A 20277-nucleotide genomic window follows, 5' to 3' on the forward strand; every position below is an offset into this window, starting at 1 on the left:
TCTGGCAGATTTTTTTGCGCTTTGAAAGTTTCATTATAAAAGGTAGACAATAACAAAGAATGGCTGGCTCACAAAGAGGACCAGCCATTCTGTATTGGGCATTGCTAACGGGTTTCATATTTTTTAAGCAAGGCGCTTACAGCTTCGTTAATCAGAGCAGTTTTTGGCAATTCGCGCTGGGAGGCCAGAGCTTCGAAGCGCTGCTTCAACTGCTTATCCATCCAGAGGGTAATACGTGCATGGGTCATTTCAAAGGACTGCTGTGGATTACGAGGGCGCCGAGCGCCCGTATGGCTGTTCTCTGTAGAAGTCGTCGGGTCATAGTTCCCGAAGGGTGTTTCCAATGCGTAGTCCTCGGAAGAGAAATCGACTGGCTCAGCAAGAGGTCTGGTCCTTGCATAAGATACAACGTCTTCACTCGAAGTTGATTGATTTGAACGCACCTGCCCGCGATTCTGAGTCACCTCTCGTGAGGACTGAGACTTGTTTGCAGAGCTACGACGTGCAGAGCTTGACGATGGCTCTGCTATAGAAGGAGTATTTTCAGCATCTTTTTCATCAGCACGTGCCTGACTGGTAGTTTCGACAGACGATTGAGTATCCTCTACTCGAGTTGACTCAGGCTGCTCTTCCGAATATTTGGCTGACGATTCGCCAGAGGACTTTTCTTCAGCCTCCTCAGCGACTGCAGGCTGAGAGGACGGCGCGGGCCTTGCATCGGCGCTCGCGCTCGGGCGAAGCAAGGGATTGATAAACTTCTTAGTTTCCTTCGGCACGTTGGAGTACCTCCTTCACCAGTTTTGAATAGGCTATTGCTCCCGTACTGGTGGGGGCATAATCAAAGAGACAGGCGATCTGATTGTGGGCTTCTTCTACTTTAATATTACGAGGAATCACCGTATCAAACACCATATCCCCAAAGTGTTCACGCACCGCGCTCAGGACATCTGTGCTCAAGCGTGTATGGTCATCTAAATTGGCCACCACACCGAAAATTGGCAATGAAACATCCAAATTTTCGCGCAGCTCTTGCATAGTGGTTTCGAGAATGCTAATACCGATCAATGCGTACGTCGTTAAAGCAATGGGAATAATGACATCGGTACAGGCGATAAATGAATTTACTGTCAGCACTCCCAAATTGGGAGGAGTATCAATCAAGACATAATCAAAATCATCTTTTACCTGATTGAGGGCACGGGCAAGTTTGCGCTCGCGACCAGGCGCGGAAGCCATCAAAAGATCGGCGGCGCTCAAATTAATTGAGCCAGGAGCAACAAATAATCCTTTTTGTCCCACCGACTCCACAATAGTATCAGCCATACGAACGCCTTGCGTTAAGACATCAAACAGGGTCTGCTCTTGATCCAAAGTGCCTAATAGGCTGTACGTGCTATTACTCTGAGCATCTGTATCAATCACCAGCACGCGCTTACCAGCACGTGCCAGGCCATACCCAAGATTAACAGTTGTCGTTGTCTTGTAGGGTAGGAACCCGCCGCCTTGCTGCATCGCTACAGCAGGTTTGCGTGAACCCCCCTCCGAACCGGACGTACACCTTTCAGCGTATCCGGCTCTCCAGCCATTCCTAGTTCTCATTTTTCCCCTTAACAGCGTTCTTGATACTATGAACATTGGTGCCTGAGTGGATAGCATCGTGGCATGGTTTGCATACCACGAGGGTTTTCCGGTTCAGGCTGCTCATTGCCAGTACCCAGTTGGGTACATGGCTTCCCCGTTTCGCGTATTTCTGCTTGATGTCTTTGAGTTTTCTGACGTGATGGACTTCAAATTCGGTCAGATCTGCTGATTCGTGCGCACAAAGCTCGCACTTTCCGGCATTCATCCTATCGAGAATTTGATGCCTCTGAGGAATGACTGTTTCAATGATGCCATTGGCATTTCTTCCCTCGTGTGGTTTGTCCTTCTTCTTGAGCGGTTCATTGAAATAGGTCATGGTCTTTGGACCTTCTTTGGTTTCATAGATGACGCCAAAGATTTTCCTGGTGCCGGTTCCTTGTTTCACTTTCACGCTCACGCCATACTTGTCTACGACTTTCTTTATCGAGCATTTTTCCTTACGGGCGACTGTCTTTAACAGACTGTAGTAATGGTAGTACCTGAACTTGCCTATTTTCGTGCTGACATCTGTTGCAAGGCTGTAGTACTCGTAGAGTCCTCGTATCTCCGCATTGTATTGCTGAAGGAGGTCGAGTGCTGGAACGTTGATTCGGGCGTTGTGATGGACTGCTTTTCCATTTGCCACGAATGGCTTGAGCTTTTCTCTTACTACATCGCCTGGTACGAGCAGTTGTATGGTCCCATTGGCAGTTCGCTTTTTTCGGCCTCTGGTGTCCGTTGTGATAGCCGTATTTTCCAGGGACTTGGCTATCTCGTATCCTAGAAAGCGCACTTTTTGGTCAGATACGTTCGTAATCAGCGTTTTCTCCATGCTTAACTCCAACTGGAGTTCCTGTTGGAGAAACGCACCAATTTCCTTGCGTATCTGTTCCGCTAAGCTCTTACTGCCGTTGATCATGACCACAAAATCGTCTGCGTACCTCGTGTAGTTGACTCTGATATACTCTCGGTCGAGCGGATCAATGGATGGCATGGTTCGCATTTGTCTGAGCAGTGCCTGGGCGTGTACGTAGTCTCCATTTTTTCTGGCGTAATACCGTTGCATGTTCAGTTCCTGGTAGGGCTGATACTTTTTACGGATTCTCTTTGCTGTTGTATGCTGCTCACAAATTTTCTTCATGCACAGATCCAACTCATGCAAGTAGATGTTGGCCAGTATTGGACTCACGATCCCTCCTTGCGGAGTTCCTGCGAGTGTGTTGTGAACCTGCCTAAATTCCATGTATCCCGCTTTGAGAAAACGCTCAATCAGGTTGAGCAATCTTCCATCACTAATTTTTCGAGAGAGAAGTGTTAAGAGTATCTTGTGATTGATGTTGTCAAAGAATCCCTTAATGTCTCCCTCAATAGCCCAATTCGTTCCTTTACAGGTTGTTTTGATCTGCGTCAGTGCGGTATGACAGCTTCGATTGGGTCGAAACCCATGGGAAGTGTCTTGAAACACTGGTTCGTAGATCGCTTGCAACAGGAGCCGGATGACTTCTTGCACGAGCTTGTCTTCGAATGAAGGTATCCCCAGCGGCCTCTGATCACCATTCTTTTTAGGAATGTATGTTCTTCTGACCGGTTTTGGATAGTAGGTTTCCTGCCTGAGTAAAGCAATGAGCTTCTCTACCCTGGCTTTGTTGAAACCATCGATTGTGCTCTCGTCTATCCCCTGGGTCATATTTCCTTCCCTGGCATAGATGTTGCTATATGCCAACTGGTAAAAATCCGAATTGAACAAGTTTCTGTACAGCCTGTCAAAAACAAACTCACTGTTTTCGGTTGATTTTCGACCTAGCATTGACAGAACCACTTCGGCTTCTTGCATTGCGCATACCTCCGCGTGCTATCAATTGAATGACCTGCTTCCCTTCGCCATGTGATGGTCATTACCCATCTCGGACTACTATGGAAGCTCCGTCACCATATCGAGTATTCAGGAGCTACCTCCATAGCCAGAATTTCCTGGCATCCCGACGTAGGTGATCTCCGTTTAGCGTTCTCTTTGTCTCTTCAAGTGGTTTAGGCTCCCGTTCATTCCTTTGACGTACTTTCTGGTACGCTGAGAGGATGTTGGAGAGTACAGGTGTCGTAACCAATAACTCCTGTAAACTCCTCTGTGCGCGTTATCAATCAGCGTTCGCGCACCCCGGTGGGTTAGGGCCAAGGAACTGGGTTTAAAGCAATCCAGCTTTAGCCATGCCACTTCTTGATCTTGCATCGCCGCCTGTAGGCTGACTTCCAGGCTCGACGCGTTACGAGCATGCTGTGTTCCCTTGTGACGTTTCCATCTCCGGTAAGCTCGTCGATCACACGGGTTCTCTCCACCCGTGACCCCCTTGGGGGCAATACAAAGAGCGCCTTACGGACGCACGGTGACCCCCCCTTTGTTATTGCAAAGTGCAAATATTCTTGTCATGCTTCTTCGTTTATCCCTTTCAAATAACGTGATCTATCTATTTCGATCGCGATTAAAAAACCTGCATCAATGTCTAAAGGCACCGCTGGCTATTTGATCCCTCTTATCCATCATTCATACGGAGACAAACCGTTCCTTATATATATAAGGACATTCTTTCTCCATGACAGCCTTGACATATGTCCTGGCCTGAATTTTCATTGAATTCACCCCAGCTCATAGCCATCCCTTATATATAAGGAACGGTTTACCGCTTAAAACGCCAGTAATTATTCCTCTTTTACCGATTCAAAACGCACGTATACGTAGATGTACACGTATACGTACACGTACACGTCCTACAATAAAGACGCATAGCCATGGGCATTGTAACATACATCAAAGCGCCAATAAAAGGCTTTTTCAAATATTAAAGGAAGATTTTTCTCGTTATTTGAGCTCAAAATAACGTGTACGTGTACGTAGATGTACACGTACACGTACACGTACACGTACACGTTATTTATGTTTTATGTTGATAGCGTGCAACCCCTTTTGGCCAACCTCTTTTGCGACGTCCAACAGCTGCGGCGACAGCCGACTGGGGAATAAGTCGAATGCCAGAACCAGGTACGCCTTTGATACGTTTGCTGAAGAGCAACTGCGCGATCTCTTCCATGGATGCCAGACGAGAAGGTAACGTTTCGTCTTCAATCATCGCATGGATACGACTGGTCTTTACACCTAGCAGTTGAGCAGCCTCTTGAACGACGCACATGTCATTGAGCGTTTCTGTTTGATCAGATCCTGAAAATCCAGTCACGTAAATACCCTTCTAAAATTGATTTTTGTAGCAATAAAATGGATCATGATCCATTTTATTGCTACAAAAATTGTACACGAAGAGGAACGATAACGCGAGAGTCGTTATCGCCATGTAGTCGGCCGTTTTAACAATATCCTGGTTGCTTAACGGATAGGGTAAGCGCTTTAACCTATCTTATTTGGCCCTGAGAGACTCAAGAAATGGCTTTGATTGTTTTTTAGCAGTCACTACTGGTCTTTTTATCTTGAGAGCCGTTAATGAGCCTCTCAGCCAACCTTGTATTACAGGTCGGCATAGAAACTGATGGCAGAAGGCTGCAGTGGACAAAACAATAGCAATCAGGGCTCTATGGGATAAAAAAAGCCACTCTAGAGAAGATCAAAACTTTTCACGGCTAGAGTAAACTTTTTCTCGCAATTTCTTTCCGCTGCTGAGAACTGATTTCATTTCAACCATCAATTCCTCATACGTCATGCTAGAGTAAATTTCAACGATACGTGATATCTCTTCATTGGCACTCTGATTGCTATAGTACTTGCAGCGAGACGTAAAGTAGGCACCTGGATTTTGTAGTGAGTCATAACCAGGCTCATGCATCGACAAAACTGTTTCAATAAAAGCCGTTGTAATATTCTCAGGACTGTATTTCTTCAGGAGAGTCCTGTTTATTTTACAAATCTTCTCGCTCTCATTGTTGTCAAATAAGCGTGCTAAAAACCTGGCTGCGCTATTACGTAACGTAACGTTATTATATATATTACTAAATAATATATATATATTACCGTTACGTATTACGTTATAGAACTCATCTCCATAAGCTTTCAGGTCTATTTCGGCGTTCAAACGGGAGACTTTTTTTGGTTCTTGCTCGAAAAAGTCTCCCGTCCAGGTAGACTTTTCAATTTGTGGTTCGCCAGCGGTAGACTTTTCGCTGTGATTATCTGAATTGATGGTAGACTTATCGCCGTGGTTATCTGAAAAAATCTCGCGAGCGGTAGACTTTTCACCCTCGTAGTCTACTTCCTGCTCAGCGTTGTGGTCTACCAACGTTTTCTGAGGGTCTACTGTGAGCTGCAACCAGTCTACCTTACGATCATCGCGATGGGCAGGTGGCTGATACCAGTCTTCCGGGTACTGATCACGCGAGAAACGCTTTTTTGTCGTCACAGATTGAGAAGCAGGAGCAGGGTAGACTTTCTTGGATTGTGTGACTGGTGGATGATACTCACGTCCTGTGCACTGGAAGACATATATGCAGGCTGCTGTGCTATCAACATCATAGACCACAGACTGCTTTTTTATAATGCTGATCTCAACTGACTGCCAGACGTTCCGCACTGTACGTGTCAGCAGTCCTGTGTTGTGCAAACGAACATAGTAAGCATATATCTGCTCATAGACGCCTTCAAAAAACTGCTTTGGTAGATCCATTTGTTCCCAGTCTACTGTTTGATCATCGAGTAAATCACTATAGACATGAAGGAGTTCTGACATCGAGTCTACCCTTGATGGCTGTAAGGTAGACTCATTTTGCGGTTCCAGGTAGACTTTTTGTTCTGGCGCGGAATACTTTTCACGATCGGTAGACTTTTCGGGTGTACTTATTTTACTTTCTGGTGAAAGTCTACCTACAGGGTAGACTTTTTGCTGCAAATCGGTAGACCGGGTAGACTCTGACTGAGTGTATCCCTGATATTTCGTGTGTCCTTCATGTTGAGGAAGGTAGACTTTTGAGTTTCTTGAGCTCTGAGGGTGGTAGACTCCTGAACCTTTCGGGTTCTGGGAATGGTAGACTTCTGATTTTGATTCTGGGACCATGGTAGACCTGAATGGTTGTTTAACCTCATCGGCCAGTTTGGGAAACAACATCTTTCCCAATACTTCATTGACCATGCGAAATAGAACGTGCTGTCCCTTTGCGCGATCTATGCCCTCTGACTCCATAATTTCTAACATAGGGCCATAGAATTTTTGTTGCAGCTGTGGATCGCATTCTGAGAACGCCTGAGCCTCGTCGGAGGGCTCAGGTGATATAGATAGCAGATTATGCTTGAGAAGGCGTCCCTTGACGTTCCTGGCGAACTGCTGAACCTTTGGGCGGCTCTTGGTGATTAACTTATCAAGCCTTTGTAAATTTTTAGGTGCCTGATATGCACCCATATGGATAACGATCTTGAGCTCTTTGCCGTCCTTGACCTTGCTTAGTAGATTTAAGGCATCGAACAGTGACACGTATTTGTGGGTCGTGTCGTATCCCCATTTGATGATTTTAGCCAATGCGCGTAGCGTACGTGCGTTGATGACCGCAACATATTCTCTGACTCCTATCCCTGGCAACGTCGCCTGTTTGATTGTCGCGTGTTGTAATAACCGAGCCAGAAATTCTAATCCACCGCTTGGGAAGAGGGTGGCGATAACCTTTAGTGTCGATGGATCTACTCGCTCGTAGTTTGTGAATTGGGCAGCATCAGTAGACAGCACGTGCTCAGGCTGGCTGATCGCCTGGCTATGCATGTTTTGAATTTCTATCGTACTTTGCTGCATATACGTTGCCGCTTCCTCACTAAAAAATTTTGGTGGCATAACATTGGCATATTCACTTGCAATACCCCCCATCTTTCCTACACCTTCCACATATTTTTTTATTTATTGGCCTTTATCGCTTGCTTGCCTGATGGGTAAGAAACCGCTATAAAAATATTGGTTTCCCCCCACTCAGTACAGAGACTAAATTTCTTTGTAAACCTATTGTGTATTCGCTCTGGTGCACGCACTTCAAGTCGTGATGTACATAGTACCTTGCGAAATCGCATTTTACTAGTGGCAGTGTCTTTTAGTAATTACTTATTACTCTGATGGTTTTACGCTCAAAAATGCACCTAACAATGGTGGGGTTTTCACCTAACCCTGGTGGGGTTTTCACCTAACCCTGGTGGGGATGACGTTTTTGAGCACAGTACTTCTGGTATAAACATCGATCGTTAGTGTATTAGCTATCCCGCTTTGCTGTTTGCCAGGAATGATTTACTGCTTTTATCCCTGGCTTTGTGTTTCCATCTACACATATCGATCCTTATGGCCCGAATATTAAAATCGATATTTATCGATTTTATGGCCTCTAATGTTATACAAATTATTCAGCCTCCTCATTGACCATTTATCACATTGAGTAGAATTTGCGCCGAACCCTGGTGGGGTTATGGCAGAGCATGATGAGACTAAATGCGCCAGACCCTGGTGGGGTATGTTTCTGTGTACACAACCAAAATGCACCGAACCCTGGTGGGGGTATTTATCGCTGATCTCGAGAAAAATGCACCGAACCCTGGTGGGGGTATTTATCGCTGATCTCGAGAAAAATGCGCCAGACCCTGGTGGGGGTATTTATTAGCAGGATCAGCCAAAATGCGCCAGACCCTGGTGGGGGTATCTACCACTGGTTGCAACCAAAATGCACCGGACCCTGGTGGGGGTATGTTACTGATCTACTGGGATGTGTAAAGCTGTTTTTCTCTTATCTGGAGTCAGAATGCACCGGACCCTGGTGGGGATATCATATGAAGGTGTTTTAGTGTTTCTCTACTTATATATATGTACGTGTTGAACAACATCGTTTTTCAATTTGAAGATGGCAATAGCCGGAGGTAGGAATAGCCGCATTTTATAAAGGAAGCCTTTTCCAAAATGCTCCATACTCCGGTGGGGTTAATTCATGGATATGAATTGATAGGGCTACTATATATAGGTAGATGCTGTTTGCCGGAGGTTTTATATTTTGATGGGAGCTATAAAAATTGAAAAATCGCCATCGTGAAAAAATGCACCAAACCCTGGTGGGGATAAGTGATGGCATGATGAGCCAAAATGCGCCAGACCCTGGTGGGGATAAGTGATGGTATGGCGAACCAAAATGCACCAAACCCTGGTGGGGATAAGGCCGCTTTGACAACTGAAGAATGCACCGGACTCTGGTGGGGTAAACACTGGCAGGCAATGAGAGAATGCACCGAACCCTGGTGGGGGTAAAAGCTGATATAGCACACCAAAATGCACCGAACCCTGGTGGGGATAAAAGCTGATATGACACACCAAAATGCACCGGACCCTGGTGGGGGTAGTGCTATCTTTTTAGATATGGATTTGTTAACTTCCGACAGATCTTTCTTTCTGCATTTGCCTATATTTGCACCCGACCCTGGTGGGGATGAGATGGTAATAAAACACAAAATGCACCATGCCCTGGTGGGGTCTTGATTGCTCACGATAAAAAATGCGCCACACCCTGGTGGGGTGTAGCGCTGTTAGCCTGGATATCGGCCCTCATTGAGCTCAATTTGATGCTTATGAGATGGGGGATATTCCTCGACCAATTAATGCTGTTGGGTTTGCTCACGCTCACGTGTACGTGCTTTATTACGTAAACGCTTGCGCAGGTTATTATTCATTGCCTGATATTCCTGAATCAATTTGAGGGGCGGCAAGATTTCCCAACGCGAAGCTAACCAATCCTTGCTCCAGCGTGTCTGGTTTCTGTCAACCTCGGTCAGACACTGCTGCTTGCCAATAATGCCCATCTTTTCTAGTTTTTCCAGCGACGCCTCGATACGCGGCACGAAACGCGAGGTCATATGCCGTTCATCTACCTCTATCATGCTGGCTGCCAGGAGCTCTGACATCATAAGCGGGGTGCTAAAATCACCCTGTTTGGCTTGCTCACGCCAGCGCTCGGTGAGATAGAGGGCCATACGCAATGCATAACGATCATTCTGGGGATTGAGCTTAAAGATCTGCGTATCCACCTCTGCCAGGTAGTAGTTTTGATGTTGCTCATAAGTGCTGATCCAGTCGCCGGGCGATACCAGGAAGCCAACGATGATTCTTTCATTGAGCAGCGTCTTACGGCTGACAACCGAATAGCGCATGTATGTACCATCCACCTGAATCGAGACCGACTTGCCTTTAACGGTGATCGTGCAGTTCCCACGAACATTACACGAGGCCAGGAGCGCCAGGTCTTGAAGGACACGCTGCTTCTGTTCGGTGCGGTATCCATCTGTATAGCGTTTGTTGGTACCAGGATGGGCGACCCGACTATGCTTTTGTACGCCCTGCCATTGCAGAATCTCTTCTAACAGGATCGCTACGCTCCCATTTTTGGAGACACGATCGTTGTGGCGACGGATATTCCACAATCCCAGAACGATGCGTGCGGTCAGCACCGTGCTCTCGCTTAGTTGACGGATCTGCTTGAGGGCCTGTGGGATCTCCAACGGACGCTCAGGTGTACCCAGATAGACCTCAAGCGTATTAGAAGCCAGATAAGATATCTCGCCATCTCCAGGCTTCCACATGCTTTTCTGCGCCAACGATGCTTCGCGCACCGCTTGATCAGGCCGATAATTGGTCACTTTGATATTTTCAGGGATATACGGGGTGACGTTCTCAAAGAGCGTGTTCTCACTCTCGATCTCCACGCCATCCAGGATACGAGCGATGTACTCTGTCGCTTCTTCCTCGGTCATATAATCAGTGATACCTGCAAGGGTCTGATCGAGGAGGGTCGAGAGTTCGCTATCGTTTTCGATTTCTTCTGTAATGAATGCTTCATTGTCTTCAGTTGGAACGAGATTGAGTTCCTGCTGTTGATGTTTTTCCATCAGAAAACCCCTTCAGGATGTTTGTTGTAGAATGACACACATTTTTATATGCCCGCGAAAGCAGTTAATTATATTAGTATTGTACCGGGTGACTTCGCGTTTCTTTATGTGTCTCTCTGATAACAGCGGGTAGGTGATCGATAAGAATTGCTATTATCCTTTTGCCTATATTTGTGCTTTATGGGTAAGGGTAGCATATTGCATGCTCCTTGTGAAGTGGTTAACGGCCTTTCATAAATGCTTATCAGGAGAATATGCGTTTGAGAAAAGCAAGTACCGCTTGCCAGGAATGTTCTGTAGCATAGGCATTGCCTGCTGGAGTTCCTCCATAGGCATTTCCACGTGCCTGATTAATGGTTGTTGGCATATATGGATAGCCAATTTTGTGGCCGGCATTGGCATAGCTGATATGCTGATGAAGATAGGGATATTGGTATTTGCTGAGTTGTTCATCAATCATCTCCCCGAAGAGCGTTGATGGCCACATCTGATCATCCTGTCCCGAAATGATCAAGATGGGGCCTCGGATCTTTTCAACCGCGATCGTGGCTGGTGGGAGATACGGCTGGTTTTGCAGACTCTCCATGTACGCGCGCCGAAAGGCTACGGGTAATCCAGCCTGGCGCTGCTTCGTAATATATTCCTGAAAGGCTGCAGTGGGCCGATAAGGTATAAAAGGCAACTGCTTTCCCCGATAGGTCCAGGAGGAGCGTTCTCTACTATCTTCGGCGGTTGCTCCCAATCCTTGATGGACGAATGCACTGGGCGCATACGCAATGACGGCATTGACGTCGGGATACGTAGCTGCTACGAGCAGAGCTGCCTCGGCGCCTTTGGATAATCCTAAGAGTGCTATCTGTGTCTGTTGAACCGATGATCGGCTACGTAGCCAGTCAATAGCTCTTTTAAAATATTCTAATGGAATCTCCTGCAGGTTGATTGGTAATGGCGAGACACCAAAGTAGGTTAGGGCGAGCGCGTTATATCCATGAGTCGCCAGTAAGGCCGCCTCTTGATCTCTGCTGACCCCACTGGAGCCACTGAGCAGTATGATACCTGGATATGGGCCTCCGGCTTCAGGCGCATACAGCGTTCCAATGAGTCCCTCTTCCTCAACCGGCTCTTGCCTGACGCCCTGTTCCAGAAACGTACGCGTATGTATTATTCCGTTGCTTGTATAGTCTGCTGTCTCAGCTTTGAAATAGATGTTTACAGGCTCTATATCCTTTTTAACAAACAGCGTGAGATTCTGCTTATCGTTGCTGGGATACATGGACCAGATAAGTCCCATCGGGTCATTCTGCTGATAGGTACCTTTGAGTGGCCGTTGGGTAGCTGGCCGGACTATTCCTTGTGCGTTGGCTTGAAAGGTAGCTGTTGAGCGCCAGAGCATGCCGTTGTCGTCCCATGTGTTGGCTGTAACGGTTACCTCCTGATATGGTGCCAGACTGCTTAGCTGGATATCTATTTTCAGATCAGCTTGAGCCCGTAGCGGTTCAACCCGCATCTCTATATGTTGGCTGGGATCTGGATTTTTCATACGAGACATTACCTTTTCCAGTAGAGTGCATCATATAGAAGATACATTACCTGGTAGGTCCTACTCCAGTTATGGATGCTATCGTAGGCCGTAATAGGAGGTAGATGTTTCCACGGTGTGTTGATGCAACAGGGGATTGGATGCGCTCCTGTTGCATCAACACACAAAACCAGCGCGTCTGCGCCGCAGACGCGCGTGCGGGGGTATTACGTATCCCTCGGGGTAACGAAAGCAAGACACATTCTTATAACCAATATATGTTTTGTATCCTCCATGAAGATATTATCCTGAATAGGTATAGTAATCATAGATATGATTGTTGAGCCATATCTGTTCTTAGAACAAGTGTTGCTAGCGGAAAGACAGTTTTGCGACATTTTTGTCACATCCTTGTGACACTGCTATGACATACTTATTCTATCATTGTTTCTGTGATGACTTCTGATGAATATCGATCAACTGTGTGCATAAGCGAGATAGTTGGAAAATTTTATGAAGCAAAATATTATGCAGAAAGACGATACAATAAAAGCGGCAGCGTCTCCTTCTTATCAATCTTCGACTTTGCAGGAAGATGCTGTACGCTCTATATCATATAGTCGTAAACCCTCCTTATCTATCAGTTCAAATATCCTTTCAACTCTGTTTTTGCGTGCTGCCAGTCGTCTCAGCTTTGTATTGCTTGGTTTTTACCTGGGGGAGCATTTTTCTTCGGCCACGCTGGTTGCCCTGGTGTTGGAGGCCTTCTATATTAGCGAACTGGCGTTAGCTCCGATCTCTGGAAGCCTATCGGATCGCCTGGGGAGAAAACCGTTTTTGATCCTGGCTCCTATAATGGGGGCCATTGCGGCTTTCTGCCTCCTGCTGGCCGCCTGCTTCTTCCCTCGACCGGATGCTTCGCATATAGATCTACATCTGGTATTGCTACTGCTATTTATCCTGTGTGGGCGGTTATTAGAAGGCGCTATGACCGCCCTGAATGCGCCAGCCTGCCTGGGATACATTACTGATATGACTGTGGGCTCTGACCGCTTACGAGCCCGTGTAATGACGGCTTTCGAGGTTGCCACGGTAGGTGGCCTGGCCCTGGCGATTCCATGTGGTGGTCAACTTAGCAAGTGGCTTGGTTACTGGGGGTTTCTGGTTGTGATTGGTCTGCACGTGCTGAATTTGCTGATTGTTCTCTTTGGTATAGAAGAGAGCCAGTATCGATCCCGGCTATCCAGGCATCATGGCTCGCTTATGGAGAGCTTGAAGTTGTTGCGCAATAAATATATCTTTACCTTTTTGCCTGCCTGGTTATCTATTAATACACTGGTGGGAGCCTGGATTACGTTGATCATTATTATGCTGACCTATCCCAACCCTGCCGCCGATCTTCGTCATCCGCACCAACTCTTGTATGGTGGTTTTGGAAAAGATAGTGCCACGCTGGCTCTGGGGTGCTTCGGACTGTTCTTCCTGGCCGGCATGGGAGCCTGGATGTTAATTTTGCCACGTATGCGCCGCACGACTGTCATGATTATTGGTCTGGTTGGCCTGAGTCTGTGTGTGATTACACTCACTATCATTAATGGTCTGGGCGAAAATATGTCCGACTTGACCCGTAACGCGTGGACCGTCCTCTGGACTCTGTTGCCGATAGTGGTCTTTGGCGTTGTATTGCTCAGTGGCTTTACACCTGCCTCTCTAACACAGATGGCGTCAATTTCAGAGCGTATGGCAGGGAAACGGGGAGCTGTGATGGGCATTTATTCAGTTGTCCTTGGCCTGGGACAATTTATTGGAGCTTCGATTGGTGGTCTCACGGTAGATCTGGCTGGCTTCTACGGTTTGATGGGTTTCTCTGTAGTGCTGGGTATACTCTCTTTGATCAGCGTTCTCTATATGCGTGTGCATCGTCATGACCTGCCTTGATCGCGTGCTGGCACTAAGCTCATAGTACTGATTGGCTGTTTTACCCGTGCTGAATAGCTTGCTTGTTGAAAAATGGTGGTTCAGCAGTATAATTAGTGCTAGTGCACCATTTACCTTTTAGTGTGTTGTTGCCCGAATAGCCAGGAGAGGTTTCACGCCTTTTGGCAATATGATGCGTCCTTAAAATGGCTTCTACTACGCATTATTTTGTCTGTTTGGAATGTGAAAATTCTGGAAGTGAGTCTCGTTGCGGTTGTGAACCGTTACAACAAGAGAAGCGCATGATTGCCTCTTAACATCAGGCTCATGCAGACCAGAAATCTCAAGATTATTAGTGAGGAGATATAGCTCATGGCAGATATCGCATATTGCGTTAAGTGTAAAGAAAAACGCGACATGAAAGAGGCCCACCAGATTACGATGAAGAATGGTAAACCCGCATTGCAGGGTACGTGCGCAGTCTGCGGTACCAAACTGACTCGCATCCTTTCTAGCCAGAAAGCGTAAGGCTTATCAGACTCTACAGTCCCATTGCTCTTTGCGAGTGTGGGACTTATTTTTTTTGTGTTGTGTGATGATGGCTTGTATACAAAAGGAAGAGGCCCGCCGCCTTTCAGTCAATCGAAAGGCGGCGGGCCTCTTCCTTTTGCGGCTCGACTAGTTCATTTTGAGCATCTGCTTGTGACTGGTGGTTGTAGTACCTTCAGTCGACATCTGAGTCGTATTGGTGGTTGTCTGTTGCTGTGTTTGTGTCTGGGTAGCCGCATTGGCCGGGATCTGCAAGCTCTGAGTTTGTACCGCTGTGCTGGTAGGAACTTGCTGATTCTGTGCCTGTGTCGTCTGGGTCGTTGTGCCTGTAGTTGTAGTCGTTGAGGACTGCTGCTGGCCCTGGGGCTGTGAATTTTGAGCTGTGGGCGTCTGCTGCCCCTGTGGCGTAGGAGTCATCTGGCTCTGACCAGGCTGAGTTGGTTGAACCTGTGGCGTGGGGGTCGGTTGCCCCTGCGGTACAGGAGTCTGTTGTGTTGGTGGTACCGGTGTTGGCTGATTCTGACCAGGCTGTGTCTGATTGCCACCACAGTTAATGTTCACCTGGTTGGTAGCTTTATCAAACGATACCTGGCAGGTCTGGTTATTGATGGTTGTGGTACCTGTGCAGCCATTGATAACGGTGCCATTGACCGAACAATTGGGCGCGCCAGTATTACCACCGTTGCCGAGGTTGATGGTCGCATCGATGGCGACTCCGTTGCCATCCGTTGTAACTTTAATGGGGCTCTGCATGTTTAGCAGCTTGGCGCAATTGAGACCACCATCACCAAAGCCTGCGTTGAAGCGCTGGGCCAGGAAGGTGAAGAGTGAGTTGGCGGCAGCCGGATCAGGCGAGGGCTTATTTTTAGTAAATTGGGCATCCAACTGGATGCGGGCCGGCGCGATATTGAGGTAGTTTTTACAGTAGGTGATGGTATTGCCGTTGTCTCCTCCCTGGCCGATTAGCTTCTGGTCCACGCCCCGGCGGTACAGGTTGACTTTATTCTGATCATGATTGCCGTTATTGAGGACCATCGGATCTCCCAATGGAACAACCGCCATAGGAGTGGGCGGGTGAGCAGCGGCCTGCAATTCGTTGAGTGGCAGGGCGGGCACCATTTTGCCGTTGTCGGCCAGGTCGGGCGCCGTCCATGGCTGGCAGTTGAGCGCGCCATCCAGGGCGACAGAGAGCAGGCGATTGTCGCTGGCGTTGGTCTGCGCCTGGGCGTTTTGCATGGCGGCCAGATTAGCCGCGTTGTTCTGGGCGATGCCATTGGCGGTGACAAGGTAGGTGGTGGTGACGTTATCGCTCTGGTCCATGTCGATGACGCTGAAATCGCGCACGGTGGGACACGGCATGCCGTCGGCGGCTGTCCCCAACGCAGGCACCTGGAGCTGTCCGCGACGAATGGCGAAGTTTGCTACCGCGAAGAATTCTCGAGCATTGCAGTAGGCGAACTGACCAAAGATCGAGTTGTTGTTTCCGTTTGTACAGCGGCCAGCGGCCAAACTGTTGTTCATGCCTTTCAGGGTGAGATTGTTGCCGTTAAAACCAAACCAGAGGGCGACGACCCCGTTAGCCGGCAGGTTGGGCACGACCGGTTTGGCGGTGGGCTGGGTCCCTTTGTCAACTACTAAAGGATTGTAGATGGATATCTGCCCATTTCTTGGATTGATGACGGCGCCCTGGACAAAGGCAGCCTGTCCGGCATTGGCTTCATTGCAGGGTCCTGCGTTGGGATCCGTCGCAACCAGCTGGTAAGGTGTGGCCAATCCCTGTGCGCTGAGTGGATTGGGTGGGACAATCAGGGTACAATCTGCGTTGACATTGGCCGCATGAGAGTTGATGCGTGGGACGACGAAGATGATACCCGCGACTATGATCACGAGCAGGGGCACGCTAATGCCGATGAGCATGAGTGGTGAGAAACGTTTCTGACGTTTGCGTTTGAGTGAGGTATCGGGTCCTACACTCCGCTTTGGCTTGGTCGGTGTTCGCACGGTTTTGAACCTCTTTTTCAAATTGTAAGAATCCTGGTTTTTGGCGTCTGCTTCCCTGATTTTGACCTGGTTAGATATAGACAACCGTTTGTGCGCTTGTATAGCTGAATTGTTACCTGACAGCCTGCCTCAGAAAATATCGTTATGGGTAAGCCGACCAGTATGGTCTCTCTTTAGCTGGCTTATCTTCCTCATCTCTGGCTTTTGTCTATTGAGGTGTTTTCCTTTACAGCCTCTCGTTTTGCATGCCGGGATGTTCTTTCCCCTATTGCAACAGTTGATCGAGTAAATAGATTTGTGTATTTGCATGCTTTGAAACAATTTGGACGACACTGATGCCTTTTGATGAGGCTCTGTTTAGGATAGTAGCACGTTTCGTAAGGGATTGGCGTACTACGGTAAAGAATTGATATAAAAGTACCATTTTAGGTGGAGATATCTTAACCATACTTATCTGGTGATAGATATTTGGTACCAATAAGTTGAGAATTTGCTTTTTTTAGGAACTACAGGTTTTAGTTAACCTTGCTGCTCTACGAGTTATTCAGGCCCAAATTTGAAGGGAGATCGGAATTGGCGTTTGCTTTGAACTATCTGAGGGGGAGCAGTTGTTGTTGTCGTGGTAATAGGGCCAAAGGTGAGTCCCCTGGCCTGAGCGACCCTGGTGGACCAGTCTAATTCTTCGGCGAAGCGCTTGACGCTTGGAAAGCGCCTGGCTGGCTCTTTTTCCAGGCTACGGAAGATGACCTGTTCGACATTGGGAGGACAGTTTAGTCCACGTTCTTTGAAAGCTGGAGGCTCTACAAATAGATGCTGGTGGGTAATCTCGTAAAAAGATCCGTTAAATGGCCAGTCTCCACTGAGCCACTCGTAGATCATGATGCCCAGTGCGTATTGATCGCTATTTCTACACGGCTTGCCCTGAAGCTGTTCGGGGGCCGCGTATGGAGCGGTTCCCTCAAATTCGCGTAACGATGCGTGAATCGGGCTCAGGCTGTGCGATACGATGGTTGTTCCGAAGTCACTGAGCATAATGCCAGCGTTTTTGTCTACCAAAAGGTTGTGGGGCTTGATATCGCGGTGGACAAACCCTAAATCGTGGATATATTGGATAGCGACACTGATCTGCTGAATATAGCTGATCACGGTCGCTAAATCGATCCTCGTTCCACGTGGGTGGCGCTGGCGCAGGTTCCCATCTGGAATGTAGCGCATGGCTATGAAAGCCACATTATCTTCTACGCCAAAGTCAAGGATAGGGACGATGTTCGGGTGGTTAAGATGTGTTAACGTGGCGGTTCGTGTCAGGAACTTTTCCGCGCTTTCACCCTTCCAATCCCCGTAAAGCAATTTTAAGGCCACCCGCGTTTGATTGTTCATATTTTCGGCAAGGTAAACCTCTGATAGGTCACTTTTACCTAACAGCTGCTGTATATGGTAGTGGTTAATATATTGATATGTATACCGGCATTCATTCATGAAATACGGAGTTTCACTGGAGGATACAAAAGATATTGCGATTGTACTTGCTGTTCAGAATGCTTGTCAACTCGCAAAGGACCACTCTCCTATGGAACTGAACTTTCTTCTGCTCCTTGACATTCTATGACTGAATAGTTAAAATGTTGACTGAGAAGTCATAAATTAAAATGGATAGTCACGGAAATGATCAGGTTTGGCCGATTAAGCAAGGAGGCAGCCGTATGAAGGTGCCGGAGCATCGATCGCTCAAGGAAAAGCAACGCCTTGAACGTGAAGAACTTATCCTGCAGGTTGCGCAAGATGTTGTATTGGAGAAGGGGTACCGCGACACCTCTATGGATGAGATCGCGGCGCGCGTTGGCATTGCGAAAGGAACGCTCTATCTGCATTTTGCCAGAAAAGAGGATCTGATGCTGGCGTTTTTTGAGCGGGAAATGCAGAATATTCTCCAGGCCATTGAGCAGTTGCCTGTTACCGAAGAGATGAGTGCTCGGGCAAAGCTAGAGTCTATTGTCAATATTATGCATAAGGACGCTTCTGGTAAGCGGGCCAATCTCCTATTCATCCTTTTTAATAGCGAGGATTTTAAAATTACGTTGCAGCAGAAATCCCTGGATACCTTGCGGCGCATCTCTGATAAAGTCAGGGCGTATCTAGAGGAAGGGAAGACGCGCGGTGAGTTCGATCCTAATATCCCTACCGATATCTTACTCAGTAGCTTTTTCAGTGTATTGTCTCCGCGCGCCCATCGCCGGCTGTTTCTGGAGGAGGGGTATACACGTCAAGAGGTCCTGTCTTGCGTGCAAAAAATCTTTTTTCGCGGGATTGCGAAGCAGCCTTCCTAGCTAAGAGCACATGCTATGTTGATGCCAATCGTATCTGCGGCCCACGGTTGGTATCAACAAGAATGGCGTTATGGCCTTTGGGAATGCGCTGTTCTGTTTATAATGAATGCGTGTTCTTTCTGAACTTCCACGGACGCGTCGGCGATAGCTGTTGTCTGACGGTGCGCTGGCGTGACACGCTCGGCCGGTTGCCTTTCCTTTGTTGGTTTATCTGTGATTGCTGTGGAACGTTTCAGCTCTTTCTGGCTGCTATACCACGAGCGCATTTTTAAGAGTGTCCGATACATCTGGTAGATGGTGATATTGTAAGGTAGATCATGGGTTTCTATAGCGCGCATTGGATAGCCGCCGAAGCCGCTTTTGAAAACGTAGACCCCCCACATTGGCTGACCTTCTTTTAACTGATCGGGAATGCCGCGAAAGTTATAGTACCAGCAGCCCTGTTGTTTGGCCCATTGGAAGGCGTTCCATTGCAGTAAATGGTTGGGCATGCGTTCTCTCTGCTCGTTGCTGGAGGCTCCGTACATGTACCAGCACCAGCGCCCATGCGCAATGAGCAGAGCCGCGCCCAGGGCTTTGCCTTCGTGTTCTGCGATCAATAGCCTGGCTCGTTCTCCATAGAGTGCCAGCAGCCTTGCATAAAAATCTTTGCCATAGATAAAAAAATGATCACGTTCACTGGTTGTGCGCAGGAGCTGGTAAAAGGTATCCAGATCGGCCCGTCCCTGTCCGCTGCGGACCTGAACTCCCCTGCGGCTGGCCAGCCGAATACAATAGCGCCAGGTCTTCCTCATGCCAGCCAGCAGTTCTGCCTCCTCGGGACGAATGTCGAGCACCCATTCATGCCTGAGATGGCGCGCCTCTGGATTGGTACAGAAGCCAGCCTTTTTCAGTGCATCCTGCCATGCCTGGTCCTGTTCGGGGATGCCTGGTTCTATCTTCAGCATAAATGCGTGGTGCTTCCTCGCCTCGGCTTCAACACATGCCAGTAAGATATCCATGGCTGGCCCGGTTGGATCATCGATCACAGGACCACGCGGCGCATAGAAGTAGGAGAATGGCAGGAGTGAGATGCGCGCGATGAGGATTAATATGGCGGCGCATAGTTTGCCCTCGGCGTTGATGACTCCTATAGGGAGCGCCTGCCTGTTGTTCGTTGCCAGCAGCTCCCCCCATTCATATGTCTGGGTGATGTTGCATCCACCGGATGATGCGATAAAGTCGTTCCATTGTTGGCGATCGGTTATAATCTTTGCTTTCATATATCCCCAATAAGCTTCTGGTTTTCAGTGATTGACGCGCGGCTCTTTGATAAAAGAAATTCTTCATTGATGGGTATCGAGAGCAGCAGCAAAAGGTTCCTATGAATCTATCTTTGCCACGGTCCGATACCGTTACGATTTTGATTTGTCAGGAGCATGCGCTGTATCCATTATAAAAATGTGGGGCACTTTTGA

At 47.9% G+C, this 20277-nt stretch carries 13 protein-coding genes; 3 read left to right on the top strand and 10 right to left on the bottom strand.

The window, feature by feature from the left end; all coding sequences use genetic code 11:
* Positions 1-104: 104 nt before the first annotated feature.
* The 7 genes from KTT_RS36855 to KTT_RS30015 form a co-directional block, all read right to left on the bottom strand.
* Complete coding sequence (locus tag KTT_RS36855; protein ID WP_218031046.1) at positions 105-776, bottom strand: hypothetical protein; 672 nt, start codon at positions 774-776, stop codon at positions 105-107.
* Positions 760-1599: a ParA family protein gene (locus tag KTT_RS29990; protein ID WP_160146224.1), complete on the bottom strand. Its 840-nt coding sequence runs from the start codon at positions 1597-1599 to the stop codon at positions 760-762. Before KTT_RS29990 ends, KTT_RS36855 begins: the two co-directional genes overlap by 17 nt.
* Positions 1589-3454, bottom strand: a complete 1866-nt coding sequence (ltrA, locus tag KTT_RS29995; protein WP_126601361.1) for a group II intron reverse transcriptase/maturase — start codon at positions 3452-3454, stop codon at positions 1589-1591. The genes KTT_RS29990 and ltrA overlap by 11 nt, the downstream gene beginning before the upstream one ends.
* Positions 3455-4547: 1093 nt before the next feature.
* The gene (locus tag KTT_RS30000) at positions 4548-4847 is read right to left on the bottom strand and encodes a hypothetical protein (RefSeq protein ID WP_126601362.1); all 300 of its coding nucleotides are present in this window, start codon (positions 4845-4847) and stop codon (positions 4548-4550) included.
* 381 nt (positions 4848-5228) lie between these two features.
* Positions 5229-7466 carry a hypothetical protein gene (locus KTT_RS30005; RefSeq protein ID WP_126601363.1) on the bottom strand — a complete coding sequence of 746 codons (2238 nt, stop codon included), beginning with the start codon at positions 7464-7466 and terminating at the stop codon, positions 5229-5231.
* Positions 7467-9220: 1754 nt separating this feature from the next.
* Entirely contained in the window at positions 9221-10507 is a 1287-nt protein-coding gene (locus KTT_RS30010) for a hypothetical protein (protein WP_126601364.1), read from the bottom strand.
* Positions 10508-10751: 244 nt separating this feature from the next.
* Entirely contained in the window at positions 10752-12047 is a 1296-nt protein-coding gene (locus tag KTT_RS30015; RefSeq protein WP_160146225.1) for an acyl-CoA thioester hydrolase/BAAT C-terminal domain-containing protein, read from the bottom strand.
* A 492-nt stretch (positions 12048-12539) separates the two neighbouring features.
* Between KTT_RS30015 and KTT_RS30020 the strand changes: the two genes are divergently transcribed.
* Together KTT_RS30020 and KTT_RS37475 are read left to right on the top strand one after the other, a co-directional pair.
* Positions 12540-13964 (top strand): MFS transporter, encoded by a 1425-nt coding sequence (locus tag KTT_RS30020; RefSeq protein WP_126601366.1) that lies wholly within the window; start codon positions 12540-12542, stop codon positions 13962-13964.
* A gap of 351 nt (positions 13965-14315) precedes the next feature.
* Entirely contained in the window at positions 14316-14471 is a 156-nt protein-coding gene (locus KTT_RS37475) for a DUF5679 domain-containing protein (RefSeq protein WP_170207753.1), read from the top strand.
* Between the two features lie 150 nt (positions 14472-14621).
* On the opposite strand, the gene KTT_RS36585 is transcribed toward KTT_RS37475, so the two are convergent.
* Positions 14622-16493, bottom strand: coding sequence for a hypothetical protein (locus tag KTT_RS36585; RefSeq protein WP_174844811.1), 1872 nt, complete (start codon positions 16491-16493; stop codon positions 14622-14624).
* Positions 16494-17033: 540 nt separating this feature from the next.
* Positions 17034-17972, bottom strand: a complete 939-nt coding sequence (locus KTT_RS30030) for a serine/threonine protein kinase (protein WP_126601367.1) — start codon at positions 17970-17972, stop codon at positions 17034-17036.
* Between the two features lie 224 nt (positions 17973-18196).
* Between KTT_RS30030 and KTT_RS30035 the strand changes: the two genes are divergently transcribed.
* Positions 18197-18820, top strand: coding sequence for a TetR/AcrR family transcriptional regulator (locus tag KTT_RS30035; protein WP_160146226.1), 624 nt, complete (start codon positions 18197-18199; stop codon positions 18818-18820).
* A gap of 68 nt (positions 18821-18888) precedes the next feature.
* Here the strand turns inward: KTT_RS30035 and KTT_RS30040 are convergent, their stop codons facing one another.
* Positions 18889-20082 carry a lipid II:glycine glycyltransferase FemX gene (locus KTT_RS30040; protein ID WP_126601369.1) on the bottom strand — a complete coding sequence of 398 codons (1194 nt, stop codon included), beginning with the start codon at positions 20080-20082 and terminating at the stop codon, positions 18889-18891.
* Positions 20083-20277: the final 195 nt, after the last annotated feature.

Origin of the sequence: Dictyobacter aurantiacus, assembly GCF_003967515.1 — a bacterium.
Classification (GTDB): Bacteria; Chloroflexota; Ktedonobacteria; order Ktedonobacterales; family Ktedonobacteraceae; genus Dictyobacter; species Dictyobacter aurantiacus.